At 37.5% G+C, this 16,274-nt stretch carries 16 protein-coding genes and 1 other annotated feature; all 16 genes read right to left on the reverse strand.

Translation table 11 applies throughout. From position 1 onward, the window contains the following. Positions 1-109 precede the first annotated feature (109 nt). Positions 110-646: a hypothetical protein gene (locus BAOM_RS17595; RefSeq protein ID WP_127761399.1), complete on the reverse strand. Its 537-nt coding sequence runs from the start codon at positions 644-646 to the stop codon at positions 110-112. A 120-nt stretch (positions 647-766) separates the two neighbouring features. Further along, positions 767-1,897 carry an RNA polymerase sigma factor RpoD gene (gene rpoD / locus BAOM_RS17600; RefSeq protein ID WP_119115558.1) on the reverse strand — a complete coding sequence of 377 codons (1,131 nt, stop codon included), beginning with the start codon at positions 1,895-1,897 and terminating at the stop codon, positions 767-769. A gap of 36 nt (positions 1,898-1,933) precedes the next feature. Next, positions 1,934-3,742, reverse strand: coding sequence for a DNA primase (dnaG, locus tag BAOM_RS17605; RefSeq protein WP_127761400.1), 1,809 nt, complete (start codon positions 3,740-3,742; stop codon positions 1,934-1,936). Between the two features lie 48 nt (positions 3,743-3,790). Then, entirely contained in the window at positions 3,791-4,273 is a 483-nt protein-coding gene (locus BAOM_RS17610; RefSeq protein WP_252282581.1) for a YaiI/YqxD family protein, read from the reverse strand. A 441-nt stretch (positions 4,274-4,714) separates the two neighbouring features. Then, on the reverse strand, positions 4,715-5,527 hold the full coding sequence (locus tag BAOM_RS17615) for a pyruvate, water dikinase regulatory protein (RefSeq protein WP_127762623.1): 813 nt from the start codon (positions 5,525-5,527) through the stop codon (positions 4,715-4,717). 26 nt (positions 5,528-5,553) lie between these two features. Beyond that, positions 5,554-6,198, reverse strand: coding sequence for a transcriptional regulator CcpN (locus BAOM_RS17620; RefSeq protein WP_286676322.1), 645 nt, complete (start codon positions 6,196-6,198; stop codon positions 5,554-5,556). A 283-nt stretch (positions 6,199-6,481) separates the two neighbouring features. Continuing rightward, positions 6,482-8,551, reverse strand: a complete 2,070-nt coding sequence (gene glyS / locus BAOM_RS17625) for a glycine--tRNA ligase subunit beta (RefSeq protein ID WP_127761402.1) — start codon at positions 8,549-8,551, stop codon at positions 6,482-6,484. Continuing rightward, on the reverse strand, positions 8,538-9,434 hold the full coding sequence (gene glyQ, locus BAOM_RS17630) for a glycine--tRNA ligase subunit alpha (protein WP_127761403.1): 897 nt from the start codon (positions 9,432-9,434) through the stop codon (positions 8,538-8,540). Before glyQ ends, glyS begins: the two co-directional genes overlap by 14 nt. Before the next feature lie 143 nt (positions 9,435-9,577). Further along, positions 9,578-9,756 (reverse strand) — a binding site (T-box leader). Between the two features lie 48 nt (positions 9,757-9,804). Then, positions 9,805-10,557: a DNA repair protein RecO gene (recO, locus tag BAOM_RS17635; RefSeq protein ID WP_127761404.1), complete on the reverse strand. Its 753-nt coding sequence runs from the start codon at positions 10,555-10,557 to the stop codon at positions 9,805-9,807. Between the two features lie 35 nt (positions 10,558-10,592). Then, on the reverse strand, positions 10,593-10,736 hold the full coding sequence (locus tag BAOM_RS17640) for a YqzL family protein (protein ID WP_127762624.1): 144 nt from the start codon (positions 10,734-10,736) through the stop codon (positions 10,593-10,595). Between the two features lie 100 nt (positions 10,737-10,836). Further along, the gene (era, locus tag BAOM_RS17645; RefSeq protein WP_127761405.1) at positions 10,837-11,766 is read right to left on the reverse strand and encodes a GTPase Era; all 930 of its coding nucleotides are present in this window, start codon (positions 11,764-11,766) and stop codon (positions 10,837-10,839) included. Beyond that, positions 11,759-12,157 (reverse strand): cytidine deaminase, encoded by a 399-nt coding sequence (locus BAOM_RS17650; RefSeq protein WP_119115566.1) that lies wholly within the window; start codon positions 12,155-12,157, stop codon positions 11,759-11,761. The genes era and BAOM_RS17650 overlap by 8 nt, the downstream gene beginning before the upstream one ends. Before the next feature lie 25 nt (positions 12,158-12,182). After that, the gene (locus tag BAOM_RS17655; RefSeq protein ID WP_127761406.1) at positions 12,183-12,563 is read right to left on the reverse strand and encodes a diacylglycerol kinase family protein; all 381 of its coding nucleotides are present in this window, start codon (positions 12,561-12,563) and stop codon (positions 12,183-12,185) included. Continuing rightward, positions 12,535-13,011: an rRNA maturation RNase YbeY gene (gene ybeY / locus BAOM_RS17660; protein ID WP_127761407.1), complete on the reverse strand. Its 477-nt coding sequence runs from the start codon at positions 13,009-13,011 to the stop codon at positions 12,535-12,537. The genes BAOM_RS17655 and ybeY overlap by 29 nt, the downstream gene beginning before the upstream one ends. Next, positions 13,008-15,164, reverse strand: coding sequence for an HD family phosphohydrolase (locus BAOM_RS17665; protein WP_373995305.1), 2,157 nt, complete (start codon positions 15,162-15,164; stop codon positions 13,008-13,010). Before BAOM_RS17665 ends, ybeY begins: the two co-directional genes overlap by 4 nt. 146 nt (positions 15,165-15,310) lie before the next feature. Next, positions 15,311-16,273, reverse strand: coding sequence for a PhoH family protein (locus tag BAOM_RS17670; protein WP_127761408.1), 963 nt, complete (start codon positions 16,271-16,273; stop codon positions 15,311-15,313). Position 16,274: the final 1 nt, after the last annotated feature.

The raw sequence follows: 16,274 nt of genomic DNA on the forward strand, positions 1-16,274 counted from the left end.
TCTATTTTGTTAAATTTAACAAATATTTATGCGCTTTCTCAAGGTTTGTCACAACTACCATTACCATTATATAGTATATCATTTACCAATTTTTTTCCATAAAAAAGCATTAAAAAAATAATCTTGCTAAAAAATAGACAATAATGAAAGCTCCAATCACTCCAGAGATAGAAAAATACAATAATTTTAATCGGCGACCTACTAGAAACCAAATAACACATTGAACTAGCAAGACCATATAGAGAGCACCAGTACTATTCGGAAATACTAGGTCAACAATATGAACCGATTCCATAAGAACGAGTAATGCTAAACCAACTAAAGCTAACTGCAATAACCATGCACTTTTAATATACCGATAAATAAAGGAACCAAACATAATAATGAAAAATGCTGTAATTGCGATTTGCAATCCCTTGTTAATTTCAGTAAAATAATTGACAAATAAGGTTAGAAAAAAAAGGGACGTAAATATCCATAATGGAATGGCTAGGGACCTGCTACTCTCTTTTGTCGGCGGTGTAATTTGTTCTTCACCGCGACTATATAAAGTCAATAAATAATCGCAATATTGCTCAGGCAAAAGATTCGTTTGCTTCCAATACTTGATTTCCTGTAAAATAATTTTTTTACGTGTTTCATTCATATTCCCACCCTCAATTCCAAATTCCTTCTTACCTACTATATCGGCAAAAAGAAGGAACTATTGAGAAGAAAGAAAGAGCCGCACTTGATATGAATCAAGCCGGCTCTCGGAGTGTTTTTTCTATTCTAAAAAGTCTTTTAAACGTTTGCTTCGACTTGGATGTCTCAGCTTACGCAATGCTTTTGCTTCTATTTGTCGGATACGTTCACGAGTAACACCAAACACTTTCCCTACTTCTTCCAATGTTCGAGTACGACCATCGTCTAACCCAAATCGAAGACGTAGAACGTTTTCTTCACGATCTGTTAACGTATCTAGTACATCTTCAAGCTGTTCTTTCAAAAGTTCGTACGCTGCATGCTCTGAAGGAGATGTTGCATCTTGGTCTTCAATAAAGTCACCTAAATGTGAATCATCTTCTTCTCCAATAGGCGTTTCAAGAGAAACAGGCTCTTGAGCAATTTTCAGGATTTCCCGAACTTTTTCTGGAGTTAAATCCATATCTTCCGCAATCTCCTCTGGAGTCGGTTCACGTCCTAAATCTTGCAATAGCTGTCTTTGCACACGTATTAATTTATTAATCGTCTCTACCATATGAACTGGAATTCGAATTGTTCTTGCTTGGTCAGCAATAGCACGAGTAATAGCCTGACGAATCCACCAAGTTGCATATGTACTGAATTTAAAGCCTTTACGATAATCGAACTTCTCAACAGCTTTAATCAATCCCATATTTCCTTCTTGAATTAAGTCCAAAAATAGCATACCTCGCCCTACATAGCGCTTCGCAATACTAACAACAAGTCGTAAGTTTGCTTCAGCTAATCGGCGCTTTGCTTCTTCGTCTCCCTCTTCAATACGTGTTGCTAAAGAAATTTCCTCTTCAGCAGATAATAAATCTACTCGTCCAATTTCCTTTAAATACATACGGACAGGATCATTAATTTTCACACCTGGAGGAACACTTAAATCATTTAAATCAAACTCTTCTTCTTTTTCTAGTTCTTTCCCATTCGGGTCATCTTCATCTTCTTCTTCACCATCTGTGAGAATTTCAATGCCATGTTCACCTAAATATTCATAGAACTCATCCATTTGATCAGAGTCTAATTCAAAGCCGCCAATCTTAGCAGCAATTTTTTCTAACGTTAATGAGCCTCGTTTTTTCCCTAACTCTAGTAACTGCTCTTTTACTTGATCAAGACTTAATTCATTATCAACCTCTTTGGAACGTGCTGGTTTCTCAGCCATTAGTTCCCCTCCTTCCAAAACTTACACTTACCATTCTTACAACATTTTTCTCAATTGAATAATCTCCATCGCAATCCGGGCGGCCGCTTGTGTATCGTTACGTCTCACCGCTTCCTTCTCTTCTTCTTGTTTTTCTTTTATCTTTAACATTTTTTCATATTTCAACACTTGATTTATATAATCTGTCAGTTCTTTATCAGATACTTCCTCACCCACTGACATCATTTCTATTTCAGAAACAATTCTTCTCAAGTTTTGATCAGATAAATATGTTAGAAAAAAACTGGTATCCGGCTCATGGTCATCTTCATAATAAGCGTATAGATACGTAATGATTGCTTGGTGTTCATCCAAATGAAAACGATTGTTTCCTAACATTTGTTGAATTTTATAAGCAGCTTCTTTACTTTTTAACATATGAGCAATTAAATATCTTTCAGCATTCTGATGCGCTGGCCTTAGCTTATGCTCATATTGCAAAGTTACTGTTTTTTGCAAAGAAGGTTGTGGCAATGTTCCTTTCTTTCGTTCATTGAAAAAAATTTGCCGTTGCTGTTTCTCTAGGGCATCTAAAGAAAGTGAAAATTCGCTTGATAGCTGGCGCAGATAATAATCTCGCTCAACAGCATTTGGTAAGCGTGAAATTTCCTTTAACACTTCTTCAATATATTGAATCCTATCTCCTTCACTATTTAGATTTTTTCCTAAACGTAAATAGTGAAGCTTAAAAGCCATATAGGTCTGACTAGCCCCTATTACTTCAGAAACAAAGCTTTTTTCACCAAATTTCTTTATGTAGTCATCGGGGTCAAGGTGGTCTGGCATAAGCGCCACTTTTATCCCAAAACCGTTTTCATGAAGCATATTAGCTGCACGATTCGCTGCGTGTAACCCAGCCGAATCAGAATCATAACAAATAATAATTTGATCTGTATTCCGTTTCAAAAGTTGCAAATGCTGTTCTGTCAAAGCTGTTCCCATTGTAGCAATCGAATGTTCAACGCCTGCACGAACAGCTGAAATACAGTCAGCAAAGCCTTCAAAAATAACCGCCTGCGCTTTTTTTCGAATATGCGGCCTTGCTTGATGAAAATTATATAAAGTTTTGCTTTTATTAAAGATTGGCGTTTCAGGGCTATTCAAATATTTAGGCTGATCCTCACCTAACGCTCTCCCCGAGAAAGCAATCGTATTTCCTTGATGATCCATAATCGGAAACATTACCCGATTACGAAAACGGTCAAAATAAGATTCACCTTTCTCTCTAAAAATAATGAGGCCTGCTTGCTCCATTAATTCTGAAGAAAATCCTCTTTTCTTCAAAAACTTAGCCGCAAAATCCCATGAATCTAGAGCATAACCGATTTGAAATTGTTCAATTGTCTCCTCAGTAAACCCACGATTTAATAAATACTCTAACGCTTCTTGACCTTCATTTGTATGAACCAGAAGATGGTGATAAAATTTTCGTAATAAATCATGTGCTTCAAGCATTTGCTCTGAACCAGCCGGCAAATTGGAGCGTGATTGTCCTTTATTGATTTCAACATCTAAAGGAACATTTCCTTTTTCCGCTAAAACCTTAGCAGCTTCAACAAAGCTATATCCTTCTATATCCATTAAAAAGGTAAAAACATTACCACCTGCTCCGCAACCAAAGCAATGGAAAATTTGCTTTTCAGCAGAAACGGAAAACGAAGGACTATTTTCACCATGAAAAGGACATAGACCAAAATAGTTTCGACCTTGTTTTTTCAATTGAACATATTCGCCAATTAACTCGACGATATCGACCGATTCGCGAATTTCATTAATCTTTTCATCTTCTATTCGGGCATTTGTCATATTCTCACCTTATAATTTAGGTGATTGTTTATTATTCGATATGTACGGCTAAATTCCTTCAAGGTTCGACAAAATTTTTGCAAGTACCTGTGCAAATTTAATGCGATCTTCCTTCGAGAATGCTTTTGGCCCTTTTGTATGTTTACCAGCTCTGCGCATTTTAGCTGAAAGGTAACGCATATCTAAAAGCATCGAAATATTCTCTTCGGTATATTCTTTTCCCTTTGAAGAAAGAACATATACAGCTTTAGGGAGTAATGTTCCAGCCAATCCAATATCATTTGTTATAACAATATCACCCTTTTTTACTGCGTTAACGATATATAAGTCCGCCGCTTCCTTATCTGCATCAACATATACCCATTTTCCTTCCGGATTACTCATCATATTTTTGTAGGAAGCAACGAATGTAACGTTCACCTTAAATAATGAAGCAGCATCCAAAATTTCTTTTTTCACAGGGCATGCATCTGCATCAACGTAGATTGATGGTTTATCGTCCATAACATTAAATTCTACATCTTTCTCCATAATCCTTTTTCTCCATTGAATCTTTATCGCAAATTAACAGGCAATAAACGCCTACTTAGAAATCGAGAGAAAGCGATAAAAAGAGAAGAGAACAACTACCTGCACAAGACTTGATTATGTCTCAGCTACCTCTTCTGTAAATGGACACTTTACTTTCTCTCGTTCATGAATAGGTGAATGAATGTATAACGTAAACCTTGACTTCTCGTTAATCACTAGTTTATTCCTTATTAAGGAACTCTAAACCTTTATAATACAATTTCTCGCAATTTTTTATTATAATCTATTTTTTCAAAAGTTGCCATCATTTCAATCTAAAAAATCTGTTTCTACATCCACTTTTTTATAGCCCTGTACACAAAAAAGTGGATGGAGCAATAAGCTATACATTATATGTTAGCTTATCGTCCATCATCATGTATGAACTCATCATAAAAATGGTTATTTCACGCTTCGATTTTGAAGAATATTAATAATTAAATTAGCTGTTTCTTCAACAGCTTTATTTGTTACATCAATGATTGGACATTTAAGACGCGAAACAATAGAGTCAAAATAGGTTAGTTCCTCTTTAATTCTTTCCATATTTGCATAGATAGCATGGTCATTTAGTCCAAGTGATTTCAAACGTTCTTTCCGAATATGGTTGAGTTTTTCTGGGCTAATTTTCAGACCAATAATCTTTTCCGGCGACACTAAAAATAATTCTTCTGGAGGCTTTACTTCCGGAACGAGCGGCACATTCGCTACTTTATAACGCTTATGAGCTAAATATTGCGAAAGCGGCGTTTTAGATGTTCGAGACACACCAACTAACACAATATCCGATCGTAAAATCCCTCGTGGATCACGTCCGTCATCATATTTCACAGCAAATTCAATGGCCTCTACACGCTTGAAATAATCATCATCAAGCTTGCGTACTAAACCTGGCTCATTTAAAGGCTTAAACGTCGCTCGTTGTTGAAGCAAGTCCATAAGCGGACCTAAAATATCATGAGCAGGTAGATTCTCCTTTTTAATTTGCTGTTCCATATATGCTCGAATGTCTGGCTTTACGAGCGTATACACAATAACCGCATCATTTAATTTAGCAAGCGAAATGACTTCATCAACGTTTTGTTCATCTTCTATGTATGGTATTCGCTTGATTGCAAAAGAGGCCCCCATAAACTGGCTCGCCGCTGCTTTTGTTACTAATTCCGCTGTTTCTCCTACTGAGTCCGATACAACATATATGATTGAACCGTTCATTCCTGTCATGCTTTTTGCGAGCCCCCCTAAAACTTTTCGTCTGCTAAAGCTACGAAAGCTTTTGTTATATTCGTTTTTGTAATTCGCCCAATCACTTCGTAGCCCTTTTCCGTCTCCTTCACGACCGGCAACGAATCAATTTGCTTATCAATCAGCTTTTTCGCTACATCAATCATTAAATCTTCTTTTGTACACATCGTAATATTCGGCATTCTCGTCATAATAATATTAACAGGAATGGATGATAATTCCTGCTTCCCGATACTTGCTCGTAATAAGTCTTTCCGTGAAAGAACTCCTACTAATACGGATTGCTTATCAACAACAAATAACGTACCTACATCTTCTAAAAACATCATGACTATTGCATCATATACGGAAATACTCTCGTTAACAACGACCGGTATCGATTGATAATCCTTTACAAAAATATGATTTAAACTATCCGTCAAAAGTTGAGTCCCCGATCTACCAGAATAAAAATACCCGACACGAGGTCTCGCATCAAGAAAGCCTGCCATCGTTAAGATTGCTAAATCTGGTCGAAGTGTTGCTCTCGTCAGATTCAATCGATCAGCAATATTTTCACCCGTGATTGGCCCATTTTCTTTCACAATTTGTAGTATCTGTTCTTGACGCTTATTCAATTCGATTTTAATCACCACCCTAATGCGTTAAGAGAGAAAAAGGATATCTGTTTTTATAATGATTAGTATATTCCATTATTATATCGTAAATAGACATAAAATTCTTATCTCCTGCTTGTTTATATATTTTCAGGAAACTTCAATCTACTCACATCATCCTTTATCAAAACTGTATCCTACTAAAAGACTCCTATTAGATCATACTGTTCATTTCAACTAATCATCTTGTTTAACATAGCGAAAAAGAAAATCGGATACTACTATACAAACGTCGTCTGAAGCAGTATCCGTTCTTTTGTATCATTGATTACGATACAATAATTTTATTCATCGCTGCATAAGTAGCCACTAAATCACTAATCTCTTTCATGAGTGATAAACGGTTATTACGGATAGATGCATCGTCTGCCATAACCATTGTATGCTCGAAATACTGTTCAATATCTGTTTGAAGAGAGGCTAATAATTCATAACGCTCTGTTTCATTATCTGCTTGTTGATAAGCAACAGACACACGTTGATAGTTCTCATAAAGTGCTGTTTCCTGAGTATTTTCAAATTTAGCAGCATCCACAGATACTTGATGTTCACATTTACCAGCAATATTCATAACACGGCTTAGTGCTTCTAGCTCTTCTTTAAAGCCTGCTTCGTTCTTCTTCGCTTCCAACACGCCAGCACGCTCTACAAGAGATGAGATATAGCCAATTTCACCTAATAAAACCGCATCAATTAAATCATAGCGAATATGCTGTTCCTGTAGCATATGCTTAATTCGGGCTTTAAAGAAAGTAAGCATATCTTCCTGCACATCGGCAAGCTCACGTTTCACAATATTTTTCGCTTCTACTTCGTGCAATGCTAAAGCGACGATTGCTTCTAAAGAAATATTCCAATTCTTCTCCGCTAAAATTTGGACAATTCCGCCCGCTTGTCTTCTTAATGCATACGGATCTTGAGAGCCGGTAGGAATAATCCCAATTGCAAAAAATGATGCGATAGTATCCATTTTTTCAGCAACACTTAAAATGGCGCCAATCGTTGAAGGCGGTACGCTATCGTCAGCAGACTTTGGCATATAATGTTCATGAATTGCCGCCGCCACTTCCTTCGCTTCTCCTTTTAAAAGGGCATACCTTTCTCCCATGTAACCTTGTAATTCCGGGAACTCATACACCATATGACTGACTAAGTCAAATTTAGCGATGCGTGCTGCTCGAAGGGCCAACTCTTTATCGACAGATACTTCAAGTGCATCGACTAACGCTCCTGTAATAGCTGTAACACGCTCTGTTTTCTCAGCCAGCGTACCAATTTCTTCATGATAAACAATTGTTTCAAGCTTTTTTAAAGCATCTGCAATATCTTTCTTCTGATCTTCTTTGTAGAAGAACGCAGCATCGGAAAGACGTGCACGCAATACTTTCTCATTTCCTTTCGATACCGTTTCTAAATGACGATCATCCCCATTTCGAACAGTAACAAAGAAAGAAAGCAAGTTGCCAGCTTGATCTTTTACAGGGAAATAACGTTGATGTTCTTTCATAGATGTGATTAATACGTCACTTGGCAGCTCCAAAAATTCTTCTTCAAAACGACCAAATAAAACCGTTGGATATTCAACTAAGTTATTGACTTCCTCAAGCAATTCTGCATCAACTGGAATTACCCAATTATTTTTGGCTTCTAGCTCTTTAATTTGTGCCAAAATCATATTGCGACGTGTATCCGGGTTCGCAATAACAAATTGCTCAGTTAAACGTGCTTCATATTCAGCAGGATCTTCAATTGTGATTGTTTCCCCTAAGAAGCGATGGCCTTTTGTTGTACGGTTTGTATCTACATCGGCAATGGTAAAAGGTACAATTTCCTGACCAAATAATGCAATTAACCATTTAATTGGACGGACAAAACGAAGCTCTTGGTTTGCCCAGCGCATATTTTTACCAAATGTCATGCTTGTAATAAGATTCTGCAGCTCCACTAGTAACTCTTTCGTCGGTTGTCCTTTAATAAATTTATTTAAATGAACATATTCAACGCCTTTAATTTCTTTGAAATAAATGTCGTCTGTTGTCAGTCCTTGACCTTTTGTAAAACCAATTGCTGCTTTTGACCAATTGCCTTCCGCATCCATGGCAATTTTTTTAGCTGGTCCTTTTACTTCTTCTTCAATATCCTTTTGTGCTTCTGCCACATCCGTAACAAGAAGCGATAAACGTCTAGGTGTTGAAAAAGCTTGAACATCACCGAATTCGATTGCTTTTTCTGTGAACCATTTTTGAACCTTATCTGCTAATTGGTTCATTGATGATGTCACAAAACGTGCTGGTAATTCTTCTAAACCAATTTCCAACAATAAATTACGCTTGCTCATTTGCATTCTCCCCTTTCACTTTTAAAATCGGGAAGCCTAATTTTTCCCGCTCTTCGTAGAAGGTTTTGGCAACCTTACGCGCTAAATTTCGGCAGCGAGCGATATATCCCGTTCTTTCTGTAACCGAAATGGCTCCTTTTGCGTCTAACAAATTAAATGTATGAGAACATTTCAACACATAATCATAAGCTGGGTGAACAAGTCCTTCTTCCATTTGACGCTGTGCTTCTGCTTCATACATCGTAAATAGTTGGAATAACATATCTAGATTCGACGTTTCAAACGTATATTTAGAATGCTCATATTCAGGCTGACCAAAAATATCGCGTACAGTAAAACCATCTGTCCACTCTAACTCGAATACATTTTCTTTCTGTTGAATGTAAGAAGCCAGACGCTCAATTCCATATGTAATTTCAACCGAAACAGGCTTACATTCAAGTCCACCAACTTGTTGGAAATACGTAAATTGTGTAATTTCCATTCCATCTAACCATACTTCCCAACCAAGGCCTGCACAACCTAATGAAGGGTTTTCCCAGTTATCTTCAACGAAACGAATATCATGCTCAAGCGGGTCAATTCCAAGAGCTTTTAAAGAATCTAAATATAACTCTTGAATATTGTCTGGCGATGGCTTCATAATCACTTGGAATTGATGATGCTGATACAGACGGTTTGGGTTTTCACCATAGCGTCCATCCGCAGGGCGACGTGATGGCTCCACATATGCTACATTCCACGGCTCTGGTCCAATCGCTCGTAAAAATGTATAAGGGCTCATTGTGCCCGCACCTTTCTCCACATCATAAGCATTCATTAAAATACAGCCTTGTTCAGACCAATGTTTCTGTAACGTTAAAATCATATCTTGAATATTCATTCCTGCACCTCCAAATTTTTAAAGCGAAAATGAAATTTGTCGCCTTCCCTGCTGAATTTGGCTATTTACTTGCCAATTTTAAGAGATTACCTGCCATATCCTACGTAACACAAAAAACTCCCGTCCCTATGCCAAAATGTAAGCATAGGGACGAGAGTTTACCCGCGGTTCCACCCTAATTGTCATTTCTAAGGAAATGACCTCTTTTGTTAAATATCATGCTCCGGAACGCCCTTCCCTGAATGTCCATATCCTGGCTCCCACTATCCCAGGCTCGCTTTTATGGAGAAAGACAGGTACTCCTTTCCATCAACGCAACTTCATATTTTAGATGATTGTATTCTATCCAACAAAGTAAAAAAAGTCAACCTTAAAGCAAATCTTTCATCGAATCCAACTGCTTTAAAAATCTTTTTGATTTCAAGTGAAGTCCGGAATATTCTTCATAATAGGCATCAATAATCGTTTGCAGCTCTTTCTTCGTTTCCGGCTTTATGGAAATATTGCCAAGGCGTGATAAATCAAAATAATAAAACAGACGCAACAACTTAACCGCAGCCGGCGATAGTTTTAAATGATAGGAATCTTTATCAAAACAGCGATGACAAATAAACCCTGCCTCCCGAAGTGAAAAAGCAAACACACCTTCTGTTTCTCCGCAGACTGTACATTGATTTAATACAGGATGAATCCCATTAACCGGAAGCATTTTCATTTCAAAAATAAACTTTAACACCTCTGGGTCATATTCTTCATTTATGTAATGTAACGTTTGATATAAAAGCTCAAATAAGTATGGATTCGCCTTTTTATCATCGACGCTTCGATCCAATAATTCAATAATATAAGAGGCATAAGCTGTCGCAAATAAGTCCTCGCGTATAAAACGCATAGAATCTACCATTTCACCTTGCTGTAGACTCCCAAGACCTGTTGAAGGCGTTACAAGAAAATAACCATAACAAAATAATTGCGTAACAGAAGCAAGCCTGCTATTAGGCTTGCTTGCTCCTCTTGCCATAACACCTATTTTTCCAAATTCACGTGTATAAATCGTGATGACTTTATTGTTCTCTCCATAATCGGATCGCCTAATGACTATGCCTTCACATTTTTGAAACATAATAAAGACACCACCAATTCTCGCCTAACTAAACGTTAGGAAACAGGAAAATCAATATTTGCTAGCTCCTCAGTTGACTGCTCGGCTCTTTCCTGTTTTTCGACTTCTATCTCTTTAAAAAGAAGATAAGTGTCCACATTACCTGTTTCACTAAATACTTTCCAGGTAAAATCCAACATCATAAGACCCACCTTTCATGTTAACTAGCATATGTTCATTTCCAACCTTACGAATAGCTTGACCTAATTTTCTACTTTCATGAAGCGTAAAATTTGCTAATTAATACTCGTCCTCGTTAAATCCATAATCACGAAGCTGGCCTGCTTTATTGCGCCAATCTTTTTGCACTTTGACCCATAGCTCTAAAAACACTTTTGAGCCTAATAAATTTTCAATGTCAATTCGAGCACGACTCCCTACTTCCTTCAACATCTTTCCTTGTTTGCCAATGACAATTCCTTTTTGTGAGTCTCGTTCGACTACAATGGTTGCCATGACATTAATCGTTTCACTATTGTCCATTTTTTTAATCGAATCGATTACAACAGCAACAGAATGAGGGATCTCCTCACGTGTTAAGTGAAGCACTTTTTCACGAATTAACTCGGAAATAATAAACCGCTCCGGATGATCAGTCACTTGATCTGCTGGATAAAACTGCGGTCCTTCTGGTAGATGATCTTTAATTTGCGCGAGCAACGTCTCCACATTATTTCCTTCTAGAGCTGAAATTGGTACAACAGATGTAAAAGGATATAAACGCTGATAGCGCTCAATAAGTGGCAGCAGTTCATCAGGATGAACCGCATCAATTTTATTTACAACTAAAAAAACAGGTGTGTTTACATTTTTTAATTTTTCAATAATGAACTCATCACCGCGACCATATCCTTCTGTCGCATTAATCATAAATAAGATCAAATCTACTTCCTTCAGTGTATTAGTCGCAACTTTCATCATAAAATCGCCAAGCTTATGCTTCGGCTTATGAATACCTGGCGTATCTATAAAAATCATTTGGGAATCATTCAATGTTAATACACCTTGTACTTTGTTTCTCGTTGTTTGGGGCTTATCACTCATAATGGCAATTTTTTGCCCAATAACACGATTCAAAAACGTACTCTTCCCTACATTCGGTCGACCAATAATCGAGATAAATCCCGATTTATGACCTTGCACTTGTCTATCATCAAATAATTTATTCATGTAAATCCTCCGCTGAAAAAGCGCCTGGAAGTAAGGCTTCAACCGTTATTTCCTTCACATCGCCTTTTAAATTCGTTAATAGCACTTTCATATCTTTATCACAAAGTTCTGCAATAACTTGTCTGCATGCTCCACAAGGAGACACAGGACCATCCGTATCCGCTACAACCGCAAGCATTTGAAACTCGCGGTCTCCATGACCATACGCACTAAATAAAGCCGTTCTTTCCCCACAATTGCACATGCTATAAGCTGCATTTTCAATATTACACCCATGATAAACTTTTCCATCTTTCGTTAAAACAGCCGCACCTACCTTGAATTTGGAGTATGGCACATAGGCCTTCTCTCTTGCTAATTTTGCTTCTTCTATTAATTGCTGCTGATTCATCTAACATCATCCTTCCAATAAATATTTACGTACTGATCAGCTTCGGCAAAAAGATGACAATTCCAACAATCACAGAGAATACAGCATATAATAAGACAGCCCCTGCTGCCATATCCTTTGCTTGACGTGCTAGCGGATGATACTCTTCTGTCACTAAATCGACTACTCGTTCAAGCGCCGAATTGACTAGTTCAAGCGCAATCATCCCCGTAACGGCAATCAGAACAAAGAGCCATTCTATCCAATTAAGTGAAACATACGCTCCTAATAAAATGACCACCACTGTCATCATACTATGAATTCGAACGTTTCGCTCTGCTTTAACACCTTCCCAAATCCCTCTTAGAGCAAAATAAAAACTCTTGACGAAAGGATATTTACCCTTCTCTCGATAGCCCGTACTCATCTAGGATATCCTTTTGTTTTGTAAACATGACCCGCTCATCACTTTCGGTCATATGATCATAGCCAAGCAAATGCAAAAAGCCATGCAAAGCCAAAAAGCCTAGTTCGCGATCAAAGGAATGCCCGTACTCCTCCGCCTGCTCTTTCGTACGCTCAATAGAGATAATAATATCTCCAAGAACCCTAGGCATATCCGCACCAATAATTTCAATCTCTTCTTCTCCCATTTCTTCAAGTGCAAAAGAAATGACATCCGTTGCTGCATCTTTATTACGGTACTCTTTATTAATCTCCTGGATTCTAGCATTATTGACAAACGTAACGGAAAGCTCTGTCCCTTCCTCAATATCTTCCCTTTCAGCGGCAAACTGCAAAACACTTTCTACCAGCTTCTGCACTTCTTCGGAAATTTCATTTGTTTCATCGATAAAATCAAGCTCTAATCTCATGCTTCCACCTTCTGTTCTAATTTATTAAACTCAGGATACTCAATGCGCGAATGAAAAATCCCATTTAACGATTCACAGAGTGAAGATTTCACAATACTTAACTCCTTCATCGTAATATCACATTCATCAAATTGGTGATCTTGAATACGGTCATTAATAATTTGAATCACGAGCTCTTCAATCTTTTCTGGAGTCGGCTGTTGCATCGACCTTACAGCAGCCTCCACACTGTCGGCAATGCCAATCACGGCGACTTCCTTCGTTTGCGCTTTCGGGCCGGGATAACGATACTCTGATTCCTGTACGGTCTCATCTTGTTTTAACGCTTTATAATAAAAGAACTTTAATAAAGTTGTGCCATGATGCTGTTCGGCAATATCGATAATTTCCTTAGGAAACTTATGCTTTCGCAACAACTCACCGCCATCACTTGCATGCGCAATAATAATATCCCTGCTTGTTCTCGGCGGCAACTGATCATGTGGATTGCTTCCCGTGATTTGATTTTCAATAAAGAACTGAGGTCGTTTTGTTTTACCAATATCGTGATAGTAACAACCTACCCGGGCAAGTAAACCATTCGCCCCAATTGCTTCACAAGCAGACTCCGCCAAATTAGCTACCATAACGCTATGATGGTAGGTTCCCGGTGATTCCGTTAAAATCTTTCGAAGCAATGGATGATTGGGATTAGACAGCTCTAGTAACTTAATTGTCGATAATACACCGAAGCCGGCCTCAAAAAATGGTAACAGCCCCATCGTTAAAACAGCTGAACTAAGGCCGGATACAATGGCTGCAATACTATAATATACATACTCCATTTTTAAATAATGCCCATCCATAATAAATAACAATGAGAATAAAAACGCTACATTCACTAACGACAATAGACTACCTGCTGATAACACCTTTGTTTTAAAATTATCACGAGATAAAATAATAATCGCGGCGAAACCGCTAAACATAATGTATAATCCCATTGAATAATCTAAATTACTCGGAGTTTCTCCATTAAAAATAATCGTTCCATATGAACTTAGTAAAAGCGTCATTGCTACAGACAAACGATCATTCAAGAGCATTTTACTAATCATCGCTGCCATTGCTCCTGGAAAGAAGTACACTAAATCGGCATGTTGAAAATCAGCAAGTATACTAAAGATTTTCATCATCGATAAAGCGATGACAAAGACAAGACTAAAAATTAACAGCTGATTATGCTGCTGTTCCTTCTTTGAAGCGGAAGAATAAAAGAAATAATAAAAGGCTATCAAAGTTAGCACAATAAATAATAATAAGCCCAGATATGGATATATTGTTTTTTCCGTATTTAAAAACCCAGCTAATTCAAGTTGACGATAAATTTCGCGATCAACAAGCTGTTCTTCCTTTACAATAACTTGCCCTTGAAGAATACGCACCGGCTCCACATTTTCAACCGCTTTTGTTCGCTGTTCTTCCGTTTTTTCGTTATCAAAAAATACATTTTGAATAATAGCCGAACGAGCTAACGAAATAGCAGCTTTCTTCATATCATTGCTAATACTTGTATAACGCAATTCCTCTTCAGCTCGTTTTTTTGCATTCTCCACATCACCCGCTGCAATTCTTGAACTCATCACATTATTAACAGCTGTAATCGTTAAATCTTTTGTAATGTTTAATTCGTCCTCATCTGCTTGAACTAATGCTAAAAAAACAGATTCTTCAATGTCTTTATTCACTTCATCTGTCAGCTTTTCTTTTAAAATGGAAACCTTCTGTGCATCTGTCTTAGCAATAGCTTTCTCGTCTTCCTTTAATGCCTCTTCGCTCGTTTCCTCATGCACTTCAATCGCCGAGTCAAAAATCGAAGCAATTAAGTCAACCTTATTCTTGGCATACTCTTTTTTAAGCGTATATACATCAGCCACTTGCTTTAAAACTTCTTCTTTTTCTTGTTCTGTTTTATATGTATCTTCAACCGTTTTAGTCGCACGAATTGTTTGTTCAGCTGGTTTAAAAAGCTCGATATGAATCTTCTCAGGTTTCACATTAGAATACATCAAGGCATAAGCAAACGTACCAACCACAATAAATAATAACACTTGAAACAGCCGATGGACCATTAGCTCTTTTAATTTTGCAAAAAACTTCTGAATCTGACTCAAAGAAGACTCTCCTTTCAAGAAAAAACATACTTTTGATGTGCGGATTCAAATGAAGTAATAAGTTATGTAAAATGATAACAGTTTTTCATCAAAGTTTCACCTTCGTTTAAAAAATCCGCCAGTTTCACATGGCGGATTGCTTTGGTCTATTCATTCGCCTGCTCGTATGCGGTAATAATTCGTGCAACAAGCGGGTGCCTCACTACATCACTTTGCTCTAAATATATAAAAGTTAAACCTTTAACATTTTTTAAAATCTCTTCTACCCGAATCAAACCGGATTTTATACCTTTTGGTAAATCAATTTGACTTCGATCACCTGTAATAATCATTTTAGAACCAAAGCCAAGACGAGTTAAAAACATTTTCATTTGCGCTTCTGTTGTATTTTGCGCTTCGTCCAAGATGACAAATGCATCATCTAATGTACGTCCACGCATATAGGCAAGCGGCGCAATTTCAATTGTACCTCGTTCAATCATTCTTTGCGTTTGCTCCACTCCTAATAAGTCGTGCAGAGCATCATATAATGGACGTAAATACGGATCCACTTTCTCCTTTAAATCGCCTGGTAAGAAGCCTAAGCTTTCCCCCGCTTCAACAGCTGGCCTTGTTAAAATAATTCGCTTAACTCGTCCATCTTTTAATGCATTGATAGCCATCACAACAGCAAGATACGTTTTTCCCGTTCCCGCAGGACCGATGCCAAACACTAAATCTTGTCTTTTAATCGCCTGGATATAATGTCTTTGACCAATGGTTTTAACACGGATTGATTTTCCTCTTGCTGTCTTCGCTATTTCTTCTTCATATAAATCACGAAAATACTCTAATGTTCCTTTTTTAGCCAGTTCAATCGCATATACAACATCACGAGAGCTAATGTTGATTCCTTTACGTACAACAGATAACAGCGCCTTTAAAATATCCTGAGCCATTTCAGCTTCTTCAAGGCTCCCTGCCACACAAATTGCTTCACCACGTGTGATAACAGAAACGTGCAACTCTTCTTCGAGTACTTTTACATTCGAATCAGCATTCCCTAATAGAGCATAAGCTTCATTCGTTGATTCAAGTTCTAAGTTTAATACTTTTACATCTTCTGACATT

It is taken from the genome of Peribacillus asahii (assembly GCF_004006295.1).
GTDB lineage: Bacteria > Bacillota > Bacilli > Bacillales > DSM-1321 > Peribacillus > Peribacillus asahii_A.

What these genes read in the sequence shown, in the direction of transcription:
- BAOM_RS17650 (WP_119115566.1), bottom strand. Translation starts at nt 12,157, where the DNA reads ATGAATCAGCAGCAATTAATAGAAGAAGCAAAATTAGCAAGAGAGAAG.
- era (WP_127761405.1), bottom strand. Translation starts at nt 11,766, where the DNA reads ATGAATAAATTATTTGATGATAGACAAGTGCAAGGTCATAAATCGGGA.
- BAOM_RS17655 (WP_127761406.1), bottom strand. Translation starts at nt 12,563, where the DNA reads ATGAGTACGGGCTATCGAGAGAAGGGTAAATATCCTTTCGTCAAGAGT.
- recO (WP_127761404.1), bottom strand. Translation starts at nt 10,557, where the DNA reads ATGTTTCAAAAATGTGAAGGCATAGTCATTAGGCGATCCGATTATGGA.
- BAOM_RS17595 (WP_127761399.1), bottom strand. Translation starts at nt 646, where the DNA reads ATGAATGAAACACGTAAAAAAATTATTTTACAGGAAATCAAGTATTGG.
- BAOM_RS17615 (WP_127762623.1), bottom strand. Translation starts at nt 5,527, where the DNA reads ATGAACGGTTCAATCATATATGTTGTATCGGACTCAGTAGGAGAAACA.
- rpoD (WP_119115558.1), bottom strand. Translation starts at nt 1,897, where the DNA reads ATGGCTGAGAAACCAGCACGTTCCAAAGAGGTTGATAATGAATTAAGT.
- glyS (WP_127761402.1), bottom strand. Translation starts at nt 8,551, where the DNA reads ATGAGCAAGCGTAATTTATTGTTGGAAATTGGTTTAGAAGAATTACCA.
- BAOM_RS17610 (WP_252282581.1), bottom strand. Translation starts at nt 4,273, where the DNA reads ATGGAGAAAGATGTAGAATTTAATGTTATGGACGATAAACCATCAATC.
- BAOM_RS17670 (WP_127761408.1), bottom strand. Translation starts at nt 16,273, where the DNA reads ATGTCAGAAGATGTAAAAGTATTAAACTTAGAACTTGAATCAACGAAT.
- BAOM_RS17640 (WP_127762624.1), bottom strand. Translation starts at nt 10,736, where the DNA reads ATGTTGGATTTTACCTGGAAAGTATTTAGTGAAACAGGTAATGTGGAC.
- ybeY (WP_127761407.1), bottom strand. Translation starts at nt 13,011, where the DNA reads ATGAGATTAGAGCTTGATTTTATCGATGAAACAAATGAAATTTCCGAA.
- glyQ (WP_127761403.1), bottom strand. Translation starts at nt 9,434, where the DNA reads ATGAATATTCAAGATATGATTTTAACGTTACAGAAACATTGGTCTGAA.
- dnaG (WP_127761400.1), bottom strand. Translation starts at nt 3,742, where the DNA reads ATGACAAATGCCCGAATAGAAGATGAAAAGATTAATGAAATTCGCGAA.